Origin of the sequence: Winogradskyella immobilis, assembly GCF_021887715.1 — a bacterium.
Lineage (GTDB): Bacteria > Bacteroidota > Bacteroidia > Flavobacteriales > Flavobacteriaceae > Winogradskyella > Winogradskyella immobilis.
In genome coordinates, this window is record NZ_JAIQXX010000004.1 from 112,675 (window position 1) to 131,334 (window position 18,660).

Here is an 18,660-nt window from a genome sequence, read left to right on the forward strand (position 1 = left end):
CAAAATTACTTCAATCGTTTATCCATAGCTAGGATTGTATGCAATAAAACATTAGCACCATTAGCCATATCTTCTGCACTTGTAAATTCTTTTGGGGAATGACTAATGCCATCTTTACTAGGTACAAAGATCATCCCTATAGGTGCAAACCTTGCTATTTCTTGTGCATCATGACCAGCGCCACTTGGCATTGACTTGTATGAGTATCCTAATTGCTTAGTAGCATTAGCAATATCTTTCTTTATAAGCTTGTCAGCTAATGCAGGTTTTGAAGCAGCTTCAATATGTCTAAAAGAAATTCCCATACCATCTGTTTTTGCAATTTGTTTTGCTTTGTTTTCAATAGCTTTAAATACAGTCCAGATTTTCTCTGAAGAGAGATCTCGTATTTCTAAACTAAAAGTTACTTGTCCGGGAATTACATTTGGAGCTCCTGGTGAAGCATTAATACGTCCTACAGTTCCTACTTGTGCACCATCAAAACTATTAACTGTATTATTAACTTCTAAGATCACTTTGGCTGCGGTAAGCATTGCATCTTTTCTAATATCCATAGGTGTAGTCCCTGCGTGATTAGCAAACCCATTAATAGTAATATCCCACCATTCAATAGCGACAATACCTTCAACAACACCGATTTGTAAATTTTCTTGATCTAAAACACCTCCTTGTTCAATATGCAATTCTAAAAATGCTGCGACATCTCCTTTTTTTCGTTTTAGCTCAGGTATTTTATCTGGGTTGCCTCCAATGCGTTTTATGCCTTCTGCAATGGTATAACCACTAGGGCTAGATTCGTTTAAAGCTTCAGGTTTTAAGGCTCCAGCCATAGCACGGCTGCCAACAACAGCGGCTTCTTCGTTAGAAAAAATGATTAACTCTAAGGGATGTTCAGTTGTAATATTTTGATCTTGCAATGTTTGTAAAACTTCAATGGCTCCCATAGAGCCCACGCAGCCATCATAGTTACCACCATTAGGAACGCTGTCAATATGTGAGCCAAAAGCAATAGGTGGTTTTGAATTATCACTGCCTTGTTTTTTACCGATGATATTACCGGCATAATCAATATTAACTTCTAAACCTGCTTTTTGCATTAAGCTTATGACATATTCACGGCCTTTTAAATCGCCATCGCTATAAGCAACACGGCTAAGTTCGCCAGTATTTTCAGGATCTTGTCCAAATTTCGCTAATTCTAATATAGAATTTTCTAAACGCTCTTGATTTACTAGGATCGATTTAGATTGCGAAAACCCATATACAGATGAAAGCATTAAAGCAATTATTAAAATAGAATGTTTAAAGCAGTTGGTGTTCATAATTGAAAATAATTTTAATTAAGCTGTTCCATAAAACCAATATTATCTATGACAACTAAACCTTTATCGGTTCGGTCAAAAATAAATTGAATTTCGGTAATTTGTTGAGGATTAAAATTAGAATTCAACTTCAACATATCTTCTATAGGAAAAGAAAATAACTGCATAACGTTTTCAGATTTTGCAGAATCGTTGTAATCGCTTTTCCAAACTTTCACAGCGAGTCGACGTTGTAAAGCCGAAAAATTACTTAATGGAAAGTAAACGATCTCACCTGAAGCATCTTTTAATGCTATTGAAAAATCAATAGGATCTTTTCCTTTTTTGGTTTTGTCATCCTTTTTACCATCACTTTCTTCAGCTTCTTTTTCATTAGCATTGTTTTCATTAGATGCTTTATTCTCTACATTTTTGTCATTTTTATTTGCATCTTCACTCTTGTTATTTTCCTCATTTTCATTTTTATCATCAACCCATTTGCCACTTGCTTTGGGGTTTGTACTGCCTTTAGATTCTGACATAGAAAAAACAAATACAGAAGACGAATCTACAGAGGTAATAGTCTTAGGAAATTTAATACTATAACTTGCAATTAGCGTGTCGTTTACTGGTGTGGTTACAGTAGAGTCTAAAGCTTTCCAAGTTTTAATATCTTCTTTTTTATAATGCCAACCCAAAAAGACACCTCTATTTGGTTTACTTCCTCGTTTTAATGGAATTTGTTTTTCACTCCATACCGTTAAATTAGTAGAAGTAATACTAGAGGAATCTTTTACTGTCGTAGTAGTAACATCAAAGTCTTCATCGAAAGTATTAGTAAATACCGTGTTTGAATCTTCAAATTGATTGAGGTATATAGTTTCTGGCAACCAATCTTTTCCAGTTCTAACATCTGTAAAAAGTGGTAAGTAACTTTTGTTGTTTTTTAAGGTGGTTTCTAAAAAGGCACTGATATATACTTTAGCTATTTTTTGCTGATCTTCTGCGCTAATTAACTGCTCTAAATTTAAAAGTTTTGTAAAGGGTGTACCAACATCATTATTGCCCCAACTTGTATTAAATTGTCCGTGGTTAGCGCCGTAAACATAGAGGCCAGATTTAAAATGATAAGTGCTATCTGTATATGTTATACGATCGTATTGTCGAGACCCTGCAAAAGAAGATACGTCTCCATCTTGAGCACCGTGTATTGTAAAATAGTCGACATTTTTAAGTTTTGTTCTAGTATTTCCTGGTGCATATTGCCCATCTACAGGTGCAATGGCAACAATTGATTTTATATTATAATTATAGTCTAAAGGAATAGTTGCATCGTCTGAATAGTATGGTAAGGTGTTTAAAAGTGCTGCGTGAGCTATAGCTTCACCACCACGAGAATGCCCAATTAAAGCTAAATTTTCTGTGTCTATTTTATTAAAAAAAGGATGATTAGAATCTTCGTTCCATTGGTGCCAAAGTTTTAAATGCTCTAAAAGAATCCAACCTCTAGCATCATTTTCTTTAGTTAATCCATCACTAAACATATCGGTCCAAGACAAATTGATGAAATTTTCATCCACTGAAGCGGCAATAATACCTCTAGAAGCAAATAACTCACCAAGATAAGCATAGCCAGGATCTGAAAAATCTTGCATACTATGATTGCCATGAACCATTAATACTAAAGGAAAAGGGCCTTCGCCTTCAGGATACCAAACTTGTGCGTTTAATGGTAGTGCTTTAGAATCGAAACCCCAATATTTTGTGCGCCACCAACCACTAATACCTTCCCAATTATCTAAAAAAGCAACTCCGTTTACAGAATCTGTTTTAATGTCAACATCTTTTCCAAAATGTTTTTGATGTTTATCTTTTCCACTACCATAAGTTAACGACTTTACAGTATATGTTCCTTTTTTAGCAGGAGATGCTTCAGTAATATGTGTAATAGACGTCTCCGAAGTATATGCCGCGTTTACTATAGGATCTACCTCAATGCCTGTTGCATTTAAAAAGACGATTAGTGCTATTATTCCTGATAATCCACCTGTAAACCCAATAAGACTTACTATCTTTTTTGGAAGCGTTAGATTTTTGAATTTTGTTTTAAACAAGGCATAAATTGAAGCTCCAAACAAGGTGCATAACACAATAACAACCAATGTTAGTGTTGTATCTAATAAAACCATTAAGAGTAATGGATATGAAACAATAATCAGTAATCTGAAAAATTTAGGAATTTTAAAAATAAGTTTCAGTAACCAATTAGCAAGAAGCGTCGCAAGTACAATTAAAGCAGCTATAACAATAGTAAATAAAAAGATCCATGGATCTTTCATGTTATATGATGTAAGAAAGCCGTAAGCTAAAAATAATAGAGCAGTAATACATAGAAGAACTGTAGAAGCTCCTTTTTCTGCATTTTTACCAGGTGTAATAGATTTAGCTCGTGCTTTAAACCAATTACCAATTCTTATAAAAAATCGTTTCATGAATATTGCGGTTGATTGAATGTTCTAAGATAGTGTTTTTACAAAACTCTTTAACTGAGCAATTAATTCATTACTATCAATATGCCCAAATTTATGATACAAGATTTCATAATTGTCATCGAAAAGAATAAAACTTGGAGTTCCCTTTAATTGATTGAGAGTGAAAGTCATCGAAATAATTTCAAGCTTTTCAAAATAAGCTTTTACATGTGCTTTAAAGAGTAATTGTTCTCTATATGAAAAAGAAGTGTAATTAGGGTTGATTGAACAAATATGGAGAATGGCTTTTTCAAGGTCTTCACTATTATTCATTATTTTATCCATGGCAATAGGAAAATCGATTGTATATGGATACTCATCAAAACCCTGATTTTTTAATGCTTTTTTAGTATGGCCAATAATGGTATTGTTATTAACCAATAATTTAGTATTAGCAGCAGTATTTAAATCAAAATTTTCAAAGGCTGTAGATAATCCCAAAAATGATATGTCTTTTTGAAATTCTTTATAGAGTTTATTTACTAAAGGAATACCATATAAAAAGCATCCAGGACAATTGACCTGAAAAACAAAAAGGAAGTTGAGTTTTTTCAACTCAAAACTTCCTTTTAGTAGATTGTTGTAATGTAATGCAAGTTTCTGCATTATGTGTAAATCCTAATTTTTATTTTTAAACTTGTCAAAATCTGAAGCTTCTTCCACTTTGGGAAAACTGTTGTTTTTCATATTCGTATCTGCAAACTCAAAATTTGGATCTAAGATTACATTTTTAACTTGCTTAGATTTAATAAATGTTTTCTTAGCTTCATATTCATTATGTCTCCAAATTTCGGCAGGAATCGTATCAATTTCAGAAGTGCCATCCGTAAATTGCCATTCTACACGTACAGGCATTACTAAACCTCCAACATTTTTTACTGTTATTTCGTAGATGTTTTTGCCTTTTAACTCTTTACGTAATTCGGGTTCGTTTAAACGTGATAAAAACTGTCCATAGGCCTGGTCTGGTGCTGAGGTCATTGTAATAACTTCTGGCCCTGAAGAAAAATCTCTAGCCATATGACCACCATTCTCAGCCTTAATATTTGCTTTTACAGCTTGACTTTTATTTTCAATACTAACTTCATCTTCTACGGTAAACCATTTTACATCGGCGAGTTCCATGTCTACATTATCAGTAGTAAAAAACCATCCGCGGTAAAACCAATCTAAATCTACGGCAGTGGCATCTTCAAGTGTTCTAAATAAATCAGCAGGGTTCGGATGCTTATATTTCCAGCTGTTAGCATAAGCTTTAAAGGCTTGGTCAAATAATTCTTGTCCAACAATAGAGTTACGTAACATTTGTAAGCCAACCGTTGGTTTTTGATAGAAGTTAGCTCCAAACTGCGTCATAAGTTCATTGTCTGAAGACGTCATAATAGGACGCATAATACTTTGATCTCCGCTCATAAAAGGTACAATACTTTTAGGTGTGGTATGGTTGTAGTCAGGATATCGTTCTTTCATGGTACGTTGATGAATAAATGTGTTTAAACCTTCGTCCATCCACATCCATTGACGCTCGTCAGAACTTACAATCATAGGAAACCAGTTGTGTCCAACTTCGTGAACAATAGTGCTAATCATTCCTGCTTTTGCATTTTCACTTATTTTTCCATTAACAGGGCGACCTCCATTAAAACTAATCATAGGAAACTCCATACCAATATTAGAAGTGTTTACAGAAATAGCAACAGGATAAGGATATTCAAAAACAGCTTCAGAATAGATTTCTAATGCATTTTTAACCGCAAGCGTAGACGACTCACTCCAAACTGGCAAACCTTCTTTTGGGTAGAAAGACATTGCCATAACGGTATGTGTTTCTAATGGTACAGCTTGTGCATCCCAAATAAATTTTCGAGAAGAAGCAAAAGCAAAATCACGAACATTCTCTGCTCTAAATTTCCAAGTTTTAGTTGAAGTACTTTTGTCTTTTTCGTTATCACGCGCTTCTTGTTCGGTGACAATCATTATGGGCTTATCTACAGATTTTCGAGCTTTAGCTAAACGATCTCGCTGTGTTTTTGTTAAAACATCACCTTCGTTTTTTAAATCTCCAGTAGCAGCAACGATATGATCTGCAGGCACAGTGAGTTCTACATCGTAATCTCCAAATTCTAAGGCAAATTCTCCTAGACGATTAAATTGTTTGTTCTGCCAGCCTTCAGTATCATTATAAACTGCCATTCTTGGAAACCAATGCGCAATTAAATAAACGGTATTGTCATCTTCAGGGAAATATTCATAACCTTCACGAGTCAATAAAAATTTAGCTCTATCTGTTATAGGATAAGACCAACCAATAGAAAATGTCATTGATTCCCCCGATTTTAGAGGTGTTTTTAGAAGCACCTTCATCATGGTATTATTGACGATATGTTTAATATCTGCGCCTCTATTATCTTTAATATATTTTATAGTATAACCAGCAGGAAAATCAACAGCACGTGTTAATAATTGCATTTGTCGTGTATTTATAGAATCGCGAACACTTCCTTGAACAAAACTAAAATCTTCGCTTCCTTTTTTGTTGACGTTTTGTTCTAGTTGAATCCATAGATAGCGCAAATCGTCTGGTGAATTATTAAAATATGTAATGACTTCATCTCCAAAAATCATATTGTTTTTTTCATCTAAAGAAGCTTTAATCTTATAGTTAGCACGTTGCTGCCAATAGGCCTTTCCAGGTGCGCCACTTGCAGCACGATATACATTTGGTGCTTTTATGAGGTTGTCTATAGGTTCAAACTTGCCCTGATATTGTTGGTTTTGGGCAATGATATAAGGAGACAAAAAGATAAATACTAGTAATAATAGTATTAAGTTAGTACGGATCATAATTTGAAATGAATTAGTATATATTGGTAAAGTTAGAAATTATTTAAATAGTATAGCACTCTTAAAAATTTTCTTTTAGATCTTCAATAATACGTCTGCTTAATTCGCTAACATAAGTTTCACCAGAAAGCCACCGTTGAGTATAATCAGAAAACTTCTTATCTAGATTAATACCTTTAGATTTAAGTTGTTTATAAACTGTTTTATATTCGGAATTATCAATATTAAAATCATCCCATAATTTCAAATCATATTGTAAATAAGGGTCATTATTATATCTATTTAAATTCCAATATTGCTGTTCAGAGAAATTTAGAGTATCAAATTTTTGATTTATAATTTTTAAGTTACAATAATGTTCCAATTGATCTATGTTATAATAACTGTTAACCATAGATAAGTAAGGTGTGTCATTAAAATAGTTAAAACGCATTGTAATTTCTGCCTTCAGTTCCATGTTTTTTAAAGCACTGAAATAATTATTAGTTTTATATTCAATAGATAATATTTGATAATTAGAATTGTATACATCTATAAATCCATTTTCACCTTTTCCTTTAAAATGGATACGCCGTACTAATCGATCATCTGACGTATAATAGGTTGAATCTTGTGAAAAATTATAAGTATTGAATTTAGCTTTAGATAGAATACCTTGATGTTCTAACACTCTCAATGCTCTTAAATTATTTCCGGCGCTAGGCATAGATGGTTTATTAGCAAACTTGTTTTCATTTAACCACCTAGAGTCTGAGACATAAGCTCTACTGTTGTCAAAAAAGAATTTATAATTAGAATATACGGCAACGTTACCAATTTTCCCTGAAAAAACAGAATAACCGATACTTTCCATAAACATGATATGTTCATTATTCTTTTTAGCTTTTTCGTTATAATACGCTATAGCTATATGGGGATCCTTTTTCCGATTATCATTATAAGTTTTAACTAATGTTCTAATAAAAGGTTTTAGCTTAAATTTAGATTTAGAAGTAATAATTATTTCTTCAAGCTTATTTGGCTTTAATTTAAAAATTTCGATTTTTTGAGCTTTCTCAAGCGTTAAAGACATAGTTTCATATCCAATATGAGATATTAAAATAATATCGCTTTTACTTCCATTATTTATTAACAATGTAAAAGCACCATTTTGGTCAGAAAACGTGCCTGTAGATTTCTGCTGATGTAAAATATTAGCGTATATAATTGGTTCGTTAGTATCTTCATCTAAAATCTTACCAGTAAGTCTAATGTTTTCTGTTGAATGACTTAATGATGTTAAAAAACACCAAATTAATGTAGTCATTAAAGATTTTTTCATGTCATATTTTTAATTTAATAAACCTAATAAATAGGTTGTTAAAGATAAACATTAGATTATCTTTGCAGCCCGAAATTTTCAAGAATTAATAATAAGATTTCCTTTTTTGTGGAAATAAAAATACATTTTAATGAGTCCAAAAGGTAAACTAACATTCGATGTTTTAATAGAAATCCCAAAAGGGAGTCGTAATAAATACGAATACGATTTTGAGTTGCAAAAAATACGTTTTGACCGTATGTTATTCTCTTCAATGATGTATCCTGGAGATTATGGATTTATTCCAGAAACTTTAGCTTTAGATGGAGATCCATTAGATGTATTGGTAATGGGAACAGAGCCTACGTTTCCTATGTGTGTAATGGAAGTAAAACCAATAGGTGTTTTCCATATGGCAGATGAAAAAGGACCTGATGAAAAATTAATTTGTGTACCTGTAACAGATCCTATCTGGAATAGTTATAACGATATTACAGACTTAAATCCTCATCGTAAAAAAGAAATTACACATTTCTTTCAAGTTTATAAAGATTTGGAAAAGAAAAAAGTAGATGTTGGTGGTTGGGGAGATGCTTCTGAAGCCTATGATATTCTTCATAAATGTATTGAACGTTATGAGAATAGCGAACATAAAGTAAATAAAGATTTTACAATTTAGAAGTTCTAAAATATAATTATAGAAACCCTTCTGTATTAGATATAGAAGGGTTTTTTAATTCTCATTGATTTTACTACTTTTGCCGAGCAAAATAATAAATCAAATTAAAAACTATAATATGGAATCACTGATGATTTACATGCCAATAGCTTTGGCGTTTTTAGGATTAATCTATATGATTGTAAAACAATCTTGGGTAATGAAACAAGATGCTGGAGATGGTAAAATGAAAGAAATTTCAGATCATATTTACGAAGGAGCACTTGCTTTCTTAAATGCAGAATATAGGTTGCTTGCTGTTTTTGTTCTTATTGTAGCTGCAGCGTTAACTGCAGTGTCTTTTATAGTACCAACAACACATTGGTTAATTGTAATTGCTTTTGTTTTTGGTGCAGTATTCTCTGCATTTGCAGGAAATATTGGAATGAAAATCGCAACAAAGACTAATGTAAGAACAACTCAAGCTGCACGTACAAGTTTACCTAACGCACTTAAAATCTCTTTTGGAGGTGGTACTGTAATGGGACTTGGTGTTGCAGGTTTAGCCGTATTAGGTTTAACAGCATTCTTTATATTTTTCTTTTGGTTTTTTATGGGGAGCGAATGGACAAATACAATGGATATGACTATTGTATTAGAAACATTAGCTGGTTTTTCTCTAGGAGCTGAATCTATCGCATTATTTGCAAGAGTAGGTGGCGGTATCTATACTAAAGCTGCTGATGTAGGAGCTGATTTAGTAGGTAAAGTAGAAGCAGGTATACCAGAAGATGATCCTCGTAACCCAGCAACTATTGCAGATAATGTAGGTGATAATGTAGGTGATGTTGCAGGTATGGGAGCCGATTTGTTTGGATCTTATGTAGCAACAGTATTAGCAGCAATGGTTTTAGGTAACTATGTGATTAAAGATATGGGAGGTAATATCGGTGAAGCCTTTGGAGGTATCGGGCCAATTTTATTGCCAATGGCAATAGCTGGCGCAGGAATCATAATTTCTATTATTGGAACCATGTTGGTGAAAATAAAAAGTAACGATGCTAAAGAAGCTCAAGTTATGGGAGCTTTAAATATTGGTAACTGGACATCTATTGTTTTAGTTGCTATATCATGTTTTGCTTTAGTAACTTGGATGTTACCAGAAACAATGCAAATGAACTTCTTTGGTGAAGGTTTAGTTGAAATTTCTTCTATGCGTGTGTTTTATGCAACCTTAGTTGGTTTAACGGTAGGAGCAGTTATTTCTTCAGTTACTGAATATTATACAGGATTAGGCAAAAAACCAATTTTAAATATTGTTCAACAATCGTCTACTGGAGCAGGAACAAACATTATTGCTGGTTTAGCGACTGGAATGATTTCTACTTTCCCTTCAGTATTATTATTTGCTGGAGCAATATGGGCATCTTATGCTTTTGCTGGATTCTATGGTGTTGCTTTAGCAGCTTCTGCGATGATGGCTACAACAGCTATGCAGTTGGCAATTGATGCTTTCGGGCCAATTTCTGATAACGCTGGTGGTATTGCTGAAATGAGCGAACAAGAACCAATCGTTAGAGAACGTACAGATATCTTAGATTCAGTTGGTAATACAACGGCAGCAACAGGAAAAGGTTTTGCGATCGCTTCTGCTGCATTAACGTCATTAGCATTATTTGCTGCTTATGTAACGTTTACAGGAATTGATGGTATTAATATTTTTAAAGCACCAGTATTAGCAATGTTATTTGTTGGTGGTATGGTACCAGTAGTATTCTCTGCTTTAGCAATGAATGCTGTAGGTAAAGCTGCCATGGAAATGGTAGAAGAGGTTCGTCGTCAGTTTAGAGAGATTCCTGGAATTATGGAAGGTACTGGGAAACCAGAATATGATAAATGTGTCGCAATTTCTACTAAAGCATCTTTAAAAGAAATGATGTTACCTGGTTTATTAACTATCGGATTCCCATTAATTATTGCATTTGTACCTATGTTATTTGGAATGGATAATCAAGCTATTGCCGAAATGTTAGGAGGCTATATGGCAGGTGTTACGGTATCTGGTGTGTTATGGGCTATCTTTCAGAACAACGCTGGTGGTGCATGGGATAATGCTAAGAAATCTTTTGAAGCAGGTGTTGAAATTAATGGTGAAATGACATTTAAAGGTTCTGATGCGCATAAAGCAGCAGTAACTGGAGATACAGTTGGAGACCCATTTAAAGATACTTCAGGACCATCAATGAACATCTTAATTAAATTAACGTGTTTAATAGGTTTAGTAGTAGCTCCAATTTTAGGAGGTCATACAGAAGAAGGTCTAGCAATGGTAAATGAGAAAGAAAATGTTTGGATTGATAATAATGGTGTTAAGCATAATATAGCTGAAGCTAAGGAGATGGAGTTTTCGGACGAAGCTAAATCTATAGAAAAGCGTGTTGAAGTAAAAATGACTAAAGAAGAAGATGGATTGGCAAAAGCTATTTTTACAACAACGATTACAAAGAATGGAGAAGATACTGTTACTGAAAAAGTTTTTGAAGGTACAGAGGAAGAAGTGAAAGCTAAAATTGAAGCCTTTGAGAAAATGTCAAAAGAAGCTAAAGAAAAAGTAAAGAAAGCAATTAAATAAAGAGATCGTATTTAATATACTTATAAAAAAACCACGTCTTTGACGTGGTTTTTCTTTATATTATAATCAGTAATAAATTATAATCCAAAAGCTATTTTTACCTTATCGACGTAATCTAATTTTTCCCATGTAAATAATTCAACATCTATAGTTTTAGATTCACCATGAGGTTGTACAAATATTTTAGATACGATTTCATTTTGCCTTCCCATATGTCCATAAGCAGCTGTTTCGCTATACATAGGTTGACGTAGTTTTAAACGCGATTCAATAGAAGCTGGACGCATGTCAAAGATATCTTTTACTCTTTCAGAAATTTCACTATCTGTCATATTAAAAGGGCATGTGCCATACGTGTCTACTAAAATAGAAGTTGGTTGTACAACTCCAATAGCATAACTTACTTGCACTAATACTTCATTGCAAATACCAGCAGCAACTAAATTCTTAGCTATATGGCGCGTTGCATAAGCAGCACTTCTATCTACTTTACTTGGGTCTTTTCCTGAAAATGCGCCACCACCATGAGCGCCTTTTCCGCCATAAGTGTCTACAATAATTTTACGTCCTGTTAATCCTGTATCACCATGTGGACCACCGATAACAAATTTTCCTGTTGGATTTATATGATACGTAATGTCGTCATTAAATAGTATTTGAATATTTTCAGGAAGTTGCGCTTTAACTCTCGGGATTAGAATATCAACAATATCTTTTCTGATTTTTGCAAGCATAACATCGTCAGATGCAAAATCATCATGCTGCGTAGAAACTACAATAGCATCAATACGTTGAGGTATATTATCATCACTATATTCAATAGTCACTTGACTCTTAGAATCTGGACGTAGATAAGTAATATCTTTATTTTCTCTTCTTAATTCAGCAAGCTCAATTAAAATTTTATGCGATAAATCTAAAGCTAAAGGCATAAAATTTTCTGTTTCTCTAGAAGCATAACCAAACATCATACCTTGGTCACCTGCGCCTTGTTCTTCTTTAGATTCACGGTCAACTCCACGATTTATATCTTCAGATTGTTCGTGTATTGCAGAAAACACACCACAAGAATTACCATCAAACATATATTCGCTTTTAGTATAGCCAATTTTATTAATAGTATCTCTTGCAATTTTTTGCACATCTAAATACGTGTTAGATTTTACTTCACCAGCTAATATAACTTGACCTGTAGTTACAAGTGTTTCACAAGCTACTTTCGATTCTGGATCGAATGCTAAAAAATTATCAATTAACGCATCACTAATTTGATCTGCTACTTTATCTGGGTGTCCTTCAGAAACACTTTCTGAAGTAAATAAATATGCCATATTCTATTTCTATTATTTATTGCAGATTTGACGAAAATGTCTAAAGAAGTTTACACTGCCTTTAGCATTTAATCCCGAACTTTGTTTCGGAATCTGTCTGTAATTAGTGACAGGTGCTGAAACAAGTTCAGCACTAGAGGTTGCAATCAGTCAAATCTGTCCTCTATTTTTTAAGATTTCAAAAATACAAAAATCAAAGTACTCATAAAACGAAACCAATTAAAAATAAAAGATAAAATTTTGTAAAAGTTATAGTAACCTTAAACTAAAGATTATTCTGCACTTATAACCTTATCTGTAATAGCATTTAAAGCTCCACTTACTTTGGCTAAAATATCATCCTTACCTTCTATTTGATGTCTGCTTTTAAGGTAAGATGGATCATTATATGCAATATTTACATTACCACTATCATTGACATAAACAATAATTTTTTGAGGCAAATCAATACTTACAGTTTGGCTAGTTTGCATTAGAGGTGTTCCTAGTTTTGGATTACCAAATAATATAATACGTGTAGGATTAAGATTTAAATCTACCGAAGCTGCATTTCTACTATGATCTAATTCTAAAATAATTTTAAGATTTGGGTTAGTATCAATGATAGATCTTAATTTGGTGTAAGTTGTATCAAAGTCATAAGGACTTTCTTTAATAATTAAGCCGTTGTTTGTATCCATGTTTTTAGTATTACAAGAAGTTAATGTTATAATCATTAAACTGATAAAAGCGAAACGATATTTCATTTTGTTGATATTTTAAAATTTACTTTTTAAAGATATGATTATTAGTAGAGAAAATAATTTAAAGTTAACAAGGATTATAAAATGATTTTAAATAATGTAGATTTTTTTAAAAAAATATTAAAACAATTTATATATTTGGCTCGTGAATACTATTGAAAATAAAATACAATTACGCAAACGCCGCTGTCGCTGTTAATACTAGAACCTTAGTTTAATCAGTAACGTAATTATTTTATTTTAACCTTGTATCATTTTTTCTCAATATCATTTTTTCAAACTTTAGTTATTTTTAATAATAACAAAACCATACGTCGTCGTTTTTTCTTTCGCCGTCGCTAAGGCGTGTACTTTATTCTAAGAACTTAGGTGTGTCCGGTTCTTCTTTTCAAAACAAATTTTAAAAATAGTTTAATTAAAAGTCAAGATAATGAAAGTCATTATTGCTGATAAAACACATATTGTATACGCAGATATCATTTGCGAAACCATTTCTGATGCTGCTAAAGTGCGAGGTACAGGCATAGCGAAACGGCAGCCAAAGTATATTATTTCTAAGATTGAAAAAGGTAATGCTGTTATTGCTTTGGATGGTAAAACCTTTGCTGGTTTTTGTTATATCGAATCTTGGGGGCACGATAAATTTGTAGCCAATTCGGGATTAATAGTTCATAAAAATTATAGAAATCAAGGTCTAGCAAAAAAAATAAAGAAAAAGATATTTGAGCATTCAGTTAAAAAATTTCCAAACGCAAAATTATTTGGAATTACAACAGGACTTGCTGTAATGAAAATAAACAGTGAGCTAGGTTACAAGCCTGTTACATTCTCTGAGCTTACTACAGACGAATCATTTTGGAAAGGTTGTCAAACTTGTAAAAACTATGATGTATTGCAACGCACCGATAGGAGTATGTGCTTGTGCACAGGTATGCTATATGACTCAGAAACCAAAACCTCAAAATCTAAAGAAGTTAAAGAAAAGACCTTTACAAGGTTAAAAAACATGAAACAAACATTGTTTCTAAAAAAGAATAAAAAATGAGCAAATCAAAGAAACTAGTATTGGCCTATAGTGGTGGATTAGATACTTCGTATTGCGCAGTGCATTTATCAAAAGATAAAGGATTTGAGGTACATGCAGTAAGTGTAAATACGGGTGGTTTTACTAAAGAAGAAATAAAAACCATAGAAGCAAAGGCTTATAAAATGGGCGTTATAACCTATAAAAATATTGATGCTATAACATCGTATTACAATAAAGTTGTAAAGTATCTCATTTTTGGAAATGTCTTAAAAAATAATACCTATCCATTATCGGTGAGTGCAGAACGTATTATTCAAGCAATAGAAATTATCAATTATGCAAAAAGTATAGATGCTAAATATATAGCACATGGAAGTACAGGAGCTGGAAACGATCAAGTGCGATTTGATTTGATTTTTCAGACTCTAGCACCAGAAATTGAAATCATAACACCTATAAGAGATCAACAATTATCAAGGCAAGAAGAGATTGATTACCTCATTCAAAACGGAATAGATATGTCTTGGCAAAAGGCAAAATACTCTATCAATAAAGGGCTTTGGGGTACAAGCGTTGGCGGTGATGAAACACTAACATCCAATAAAAACTTACCAGAGGAGGCATATCCGTCACAACTGGAAAATGATGAGGAACAACAAGTGAAATTAACCTTTGATAAGGGAGTGTTTATTGCATTTAATGGTATCGAAAACACTTCTGAAAATAATATAGACATATTAAACGATCTGGCTTCAAAATATGCAATTGGTAGGGATATACATGTTGGAGACACTATTGTTGGTATTAAAGGTAGAGTAGGTTTTGAAGCCGCAGCGGCAACAATTATAATTAAAGCACATCATTTGCTAGAAAAACACACATTGACCAAATGGCAATTACAACATAAAGATTACATGGCAAATTGGTATGGCATGCATTTGCATGAAGGTTTGTATTTAGATCCTGTAATGAGAGACCTAGAAGCGTTTTTAAGTAGTAGTCAAAAGCAAGTATCAGGAGATGTATTTGTGACTTTAAAACCATATCATTTCAGTTTAGATGGTATTGACTCTAAACACGATTTAATGCATGCTAAGTTTGGAAGTTATGGCGAAGAAAACAAAGGTTGGACTGCTCAAGAAGCGAAAGGCTTTATTAAAATTTATGGAAATCAAAGTAAAATCTATCAAAGCATAAACGAATGATACAAGTAGGAATCATAGGTGGCGCTGGATATACAGCAGGAGAATTGATTAGGTTATTAATTCACCACTCTAAAGCAGAAATCAATTTTGTGTATAGCACTTCTAATGCTGGTAACCCCATTAGTGATGTACATCAGGATTTAATTGGAAGTGTTGATGCAAAGTTTACAGATACAGTTAATACTAATATTGATGTTCTATTTCTATGTTTAGGTCATGGAAATTCAAAATCATTTTTAAAACAACATACATTTTCAGAACATACAAAAATTATTGACTTAAGTAATGATTTTAGGCTTAAAAAGGATGCTATTTTTAATAAAAAAGAATTTGTTTACGGTTTGCCAGAATTGCAAAAAGAGCAAATTAAAAATGCTGATTTTATAGCAAACCCTGGATGTTTTGCCACTACTATTCAATTAGCATTATTACCATTGGCAAAGCATCAATTACTAAAAAACGATGTACACATAAACGCAGTGACTGGATCTACTGGAGCAGGCGCATCATTAGGTAAGACAACTCATTTTGCATGGCGAGACAATAACTTTTCATATTACAAACCATTTGTACATCAACATTTGGAAGAAATACATCAAAGTGTTGTGCAATTGCAAAACGCATTTAATTCAGAGCTTTTATTTATGCCAAACCGTGGTAATTTCTCAAGAGGAATTTTTGCAACGCTATACACCACTTTTAAAGGTGATTTATCAGAAGCAAAGGGCATCTATAAAACATTTTATCAAGATGCTTCTTTTACACATGTTAGCGAAAACCAATTACACCTAAAACAGGTTGTAAACACCAATAACTGCCTGCTTCATTTACATAAACATGAAGGTAGATTATTAATAACCAGTTGTATTGATAATTTATTAAAAGGAGCGTCAGGACAAGCGATACAAAACATGAACTTAATGTTTGGTTTTGAGGAAACAGAAGGATTACAATTAAAAGCAACTTATTTCTAAATCACAGTTATGAATTTATTTGATGTATATCCTTTATTTAATATAACGCCTACTAAGGCTAAAGATGTATGGGTTTATGATGAAAATGACAATCAATATCTTGATTTATATGGAGGGCACGCGGTCATCTCAATAGGACATTCGCACCCTCAATATGTAAAAAACATTTCTGATCAGCTTAAAAACTTAGGATTTTATAGTAACTCAATTAAAAACCCATTACAAGAAGAACTTGCAGAAAGAATAATAGAATTATCTGGTAGCAATGACTATAAATTGTTTTTGTGTAATTCTGGTGCCGAAGCTAATGAAAATGCTTTGAAATTAGCATCATTTCATACAGGAAACAAAAAAATAATTGCGTTTAAAAACGGATTCCATGGGCGTACATCGGCTGCTGTAGCGGCAACAGATAACTCTAAAATTATAGCACCGATTAATGCACAACAGCAAGCACTATTTTTTGATTTAGGTGATATAGAGTCAGTTGAGCATTCAGTAAAAAAAGGAGCTGTTTGTGCTGTAATTATTGAGTGTATTCAAGGCGTTGGTGGTTTGGATGAAAGTACAACCATCTTTTATCAAAGTCTTGAAAAAATTTGCAATAAACATAACGTAATGCTTATTGCAGATGAGGTGCAATCTGGGTTTGGTAGAACGGGCGATTTTTTCGCATTTCAAAAACATAACATTACACCAGATATTATTTCTATGGCTAAAGGCATGGGTAATGGGTTTCCTGTTGGGGGTATTTTAATTCATCAAAAAATTAAAGCAAATTATGGTTTATTAGGAACCACTTTCGGGGGTAATCACCTTGCATGTAAAGCTTCACTTTCAGTTTTAGAGGTTTTAAAAAAAGAGCAATTAATGCAAAATGTAAACACAGTATCTCAATACTTTATTGAAAAAGCCAAAACGCTTCCAAAATTAAAACAGATTAAAGGTCGAGGATTGATGTTGGGTTTAGAATTTGATTTTCCAATTGCCGAATTACGAAAGGCGCTGATTTATAAACATAAAATTTTCACAGGAAATTCTAAAAACGCAAACCTACTCAGAATCCTTCCGCCATTAACCATTCAAAAACAGCATCTAGATATTTTATTTGATGCTTTAAATAAAGAATTATAGTATGAAAAATTACACAAAAATATCAGACATAAATAATTTAAACCAGACGATTAAAGATGCGATTCAGCTTAAGGTAAATCCATTTCAATATCAAAGTTTAGGGAAGCAAAAAACCTTAGTCATGTTGTTTTTTAATTCGAGTTTACGCACACGTTTAAGCACTGAGAAAGCAGCAAAACAATTAGGAATGGATGTCATGATATTGAACGTTAATGATGCTTGGAATCTAGAGTTTGAAGATGGAGCTATAATGAAGATGGACAAGTCTGAGCATGTTAAAGAAGCTGCGCAAGTCATTTCACAATATGCAGATATTATTGCAATACGAGCATTTCCAACATTAATAGATAAACAAAAGGATACCTCAGAATTTGTACTCAACAGTTTTTTAAAATACACATCGGTACCTATTGTAAATATGGAAAGTGCCACAGCACATCCATTACAAGCTTTGGCTGATGCTATTACTATTGAAGAATTAAAATCACTTGCAAAACCTAAAGTAGTTCTGTCTTGGGCACCACATCCTAAAGCATTGCCACAAGCAGTTGCAAATTCATTTATAGAAATGATGCAGTATTTAGATGTGGATTTAACGATTACACATCCTAAAGGCTATGAGTTGAGCAATAACGTGGTTAAGAATACTAAGGTTAGTTATCATCAAAACGAAGCGCTTAAAGATGCGGATTTTGTTTATGTAAAGAATTGGAGCAGTTACAAGCATTATGGAGAAATTTTATCTCAAGATTCTAATTGGATGATGACTAAAACCAAATTAGGCACTGCAAAGTTTATGCACTGTTTACCTGTTCGTAGAAATAGTGTTGTTGAAGATGCGGTTTTAGATAGTGAGCAATCTGTAGTGATTCAACAAGCAAATAACAGAACATTTTCAGCACAAATAGTACTGAAACAAATTCTAGAAAACTTATAATGATAATGTCATTCAGAACAAAGTGAAGAATCTTTTTAAATAT

General features: G+C 32.8%; 14 protein-coding genes. 7 read left to right on the forward strand and 7 right to left on the reverse strand.

Annotation, left to right across the window (positions count from 1 at the left end):
* Positions 1-5: 5 nt before the first annotated feature.
* From K8Z87_RS04540 to K8Z87_RS04560, 5 genes are all read right to left on the reverse strand, one after another.
* On the reverse strand, positions 6-1,322 hold the full coding sequence (locus K8Z87_RS04540) for a Zn-dependent hydrolase (RefSeq protein WP_227476298.1): 1,317 nt from the start codon (positions 1,320-1,322) through the stop codon (positions 6-8).
* A 14-nt stretch (positions 1,323-1,336) separates the two neighbouring features.
* A complete protein-coding gene (locus K8Z87_RS04545) occupies positions 1,337-3,793 on the reverse strand; it encodes a hypothetical protein (RefSeq protein WP_227476299.1) in 2,457 nt (818 codons plus the stop codon).
* Positions 3,794-3,817: 24 nt separating this feature from the next.
* Entirely contained in the window at positions 3,818-4,438 is a 621-nt protein-coding gene (locus K8Z87_RS04550; protein ID WP_227476300.1) for a hypothetical protein, read from the reverse strand.
* Positions 4,439-4,450: 12 nt separating this feature from the next.
* Positions 4,451-6,676, reverse strand: coding sequence for a M1 family metallopeptidase (locus K8Z87_RS04555; RefSeq protein WP_227476301.1), 2,226 nt, complete (start codon positions 6,674-6,676; stop codon positions 4,451-4,453).
* 61 nt (positions 6,677-6,737) lie between these two features.
* Entirely contained in the window at positions 6,738-7,997 is a 1,260-nt protein-coding gene (locus K8Z87_RS04560) for a carboxypeptidase-like regulatory domain-containing protein (RefSeq protein ID WP_227476302.1), read from the reverse strand.
* A gap of 130 nt (positions 7,998-8,127) precedes the next feature.
* On the opposite strand from K8Z87_RS04560, the gene K8Z87_RS04565 reads away from it, so the two are divergent.
* Positions 8,128-8,655 carry an inorganic diphosphatase gene (locus K8Z87_RS04565; protein WP_227476303.1) on the forward strand — a complete coding sequence of 176 codons (528 nt, stop codon included), beginning with the start codon at positions 8,128-8,130 and terminating at the stop codon, positions 8,653-8,655.
* A gap of 118 nt (positions 8,656-8,773) precedes the next feature.
* On the forward strand, positions 8,774-11,266 hold the full coding sequence (locus K8Z87_RS04570; RefSeq protein WP_227476304.1) for a sodium-translocating pyrophosphatase: 2,493 nt from the start codon (positions 8,774-8,776) through the stop codon (positions 11,264-11,266).
* A gap of 77 nt (positions 11,267-11,343) precedes the next feature.
* On the opposite strand, the gene metK is transcribed toward K8Z87_RS04570, so the two are convergent.
* Both metK and K8Z87_RS04580 read right to left on the reverse strand, forming a co-directional pair.
* Positions 11,344-12,597 (reverse strand): methionine adenosyltransferase, encoded by a 1,254-nt coding sequence (gene metK, locus K8Z87_RS04575; RefSeq protein WP_227476305.1) that lies wholly within the window; start codon positions 12,595-12,597, stop codon positions 11,344-11,346.
* 272 nt (positions 12,598-12,869) lie between these two features.
* Positions 12,870-13,343 (reverse strand): DUF302 domain-containing protein, encoded by a 474-nt coding sequence (locus K8Z87_RS04580; protein ID WP_227476306.1) that lies wholly within the window; start codon positions 13,341-13,343, stop codon positions 12,870-12,872.
* Positions 13,344-13,770: 427 nt separating this feature from the next.
* Between K8Z87_RS04580 and K8Z87_RS04585 the strand changes: the two genes are divergently transcribed.
* The 5 genes from K8Z87_RS04585 to K8Z87_RS04605 are packed head-to-tail and all read left to right on the forward strand — an operon-like array spanning position 13,771 to position 18,617.
* Positions 13,771-14,385 (forward strand): GNAT family N-acetyltransferase, encoded by a 615-nt coding sequence (locus tag K8Z87_RS04585; RefSeq protein ID WP_227476307.1) that lies wholly within the window; start codon positions 13,771-13,773, stop codon positions 14,383-14,385.
* On the forward strand, positions 14,382-15,572 hold the full coding sequence (locus K8Z87_RS04590) for an argininosuccinate synthase (RefSeq protein ID WP_227476308.1): 1,191 nt from the start codon (positions 14,382-14,384) through the stop codon (positions 15,570-15,572). The genes K8Z87_RS04585 and K8Z87_RS04590 overlap by 4 nt, the downstream gene beginning before the upstream one ends.
* On the forward strand, positions 15,569-16,546 hold the full coding sequence (argC, locus tag K8Z87_RS04595; RefSeq protein ID WP_227476309.1) for an N-acetyl-gamma-glutamyl-phosphate reductase: 978 nt from the start codon (positions 15,569-15,571) through the stop codon (positions 16,544-16,546). The genes K8Z87_RS04590 and argC overlap by 4 nt, the downstream gene beginning before the upstream one ends.
* A gap of 9 nt (positions 16,547-16,555) precedes the next feature.
* Positions 16,556-17,680: an aspartate aminotransferase family protein gene (locus K8Z87_RS04600; RefSeq protein ID WP_227476310.1), complete on the forward strand. Its 1,125-nt coding sequence runs from the start codon at positions 16,556-16,558 to the stop codon at positions 17,678-17,680.
* A 1-nt stretch (position 17,681) separates the two neighbouring features.
* Positions 17,682-18,617 (forward strand): Rossmann-fold NAD(P)-binding domain-containing protein, encoded by a 936-nt coding sequence (locus tag K8Z87_RS04605; RefSeq protein ID WP_227476311.1) that lies wholly within the window; start codon positions 17,682-17,684, stop codon positions 18,615-18,617.
* The last annotated feature ends 43 nt before the right edge of the window (positions 18,618-18,660 follow it).

Bases quoted from the DNA above. Each gene is read 5' to 3' on its own strand.
- K8Z87_RS04540 (WP_227476298.1), bottom strand. From the start codon at position 1,322: ATGAACACCAACTGCTTTAAACATTCTATTTTAATAATTGCTTTAATG.
- K8Z87_RS04545 (WP_227476299.1), bottom strand. From the start codon at position 3,793: ATGAAACGATTTTTTATAAGAATTGGTAATTGGTTTAAAGCACGAGCT.
- K8Z87_RS04550 (WP_227476300.1), bottom strand. From the start codon at position 4,438: ATGCAGAAACTTGCATTACATTACAACAATCTACTAAAAGGAAGTTTT.
- K8Z87_RS04555 (WP_227476301.1), bottom strand. From the start codon at position 6,676: ATGATCCGTACTAACTTAATACTATTATTACTAGTATTTATCTTTTTG.
- K8Z87_RS04560 (WP_227476302.1), bottom strand. From the start codon at position 7,997: ATGAAAAAATCTTTAATGACTACATTAATTTGGTGTTTTTTAACATCA.
- K8Z87_RS04565 (WP_227476303.1), top strand. From the start codon at position 8,128: ATGAGTCCAAAAGGTAAACTAACATTCGATGTTTTAATAGAAATCCCA.
- K8Z87_RS04570 (WP_227476304.1), top strand. From the start codon at position 8,774: ATGGAATCACTGATGATTTACATGCCAATAGCTTTGGCGTTTTTAGGA.
- metK (WP_227476305.1), bottom strand. From the start codon at position 12,597: ATGGCATATTTATTTACTTCAGAAAGTGTTTCTGAAGGACACCCAGAT.
- K8Z87_RS04580 (WP_227476306.1), bottom strand. From the start codon at position 13,343: ATGAAATATCGTTTCGCTTTTATCAGTTTAATGATTATAACATTAACT.
- K8Z87_RS04585 (WP_227476307.1), top strand. From the start codon at position 13,771: ATGAAAGTCATTATTGCTGATAAAACACATATTGTATACGCAGATATC.
- K8Z87_RS04590 (WP_227476308.1), top strand. From the start codon at position 14,382: ATGAGCAAATCAAAGAAACTAGTATTGGCCTATAGTGGTGGATTAGAT.
- argC (WP_227476309.1), top strand. From the start codon at position 15,569: ATGATACAAGTAGGAATCATAGGTGGCGCTGGATATACAGCAGGAGAA.
- K8Z87_RS04600 (WP_227476310.1), top strand. From the start codon at position 16,556: ATGAATTTATTTGATGTATATCCTTTATTTAATATAACGCCTACTAAG.
- K8Z87_RS04605 (WP_227476311.1), top strand. From the start codon at position 17,682: ATGAAAAATTACACAAAAATATCAGACATAAATAATTTAAACCAGACG.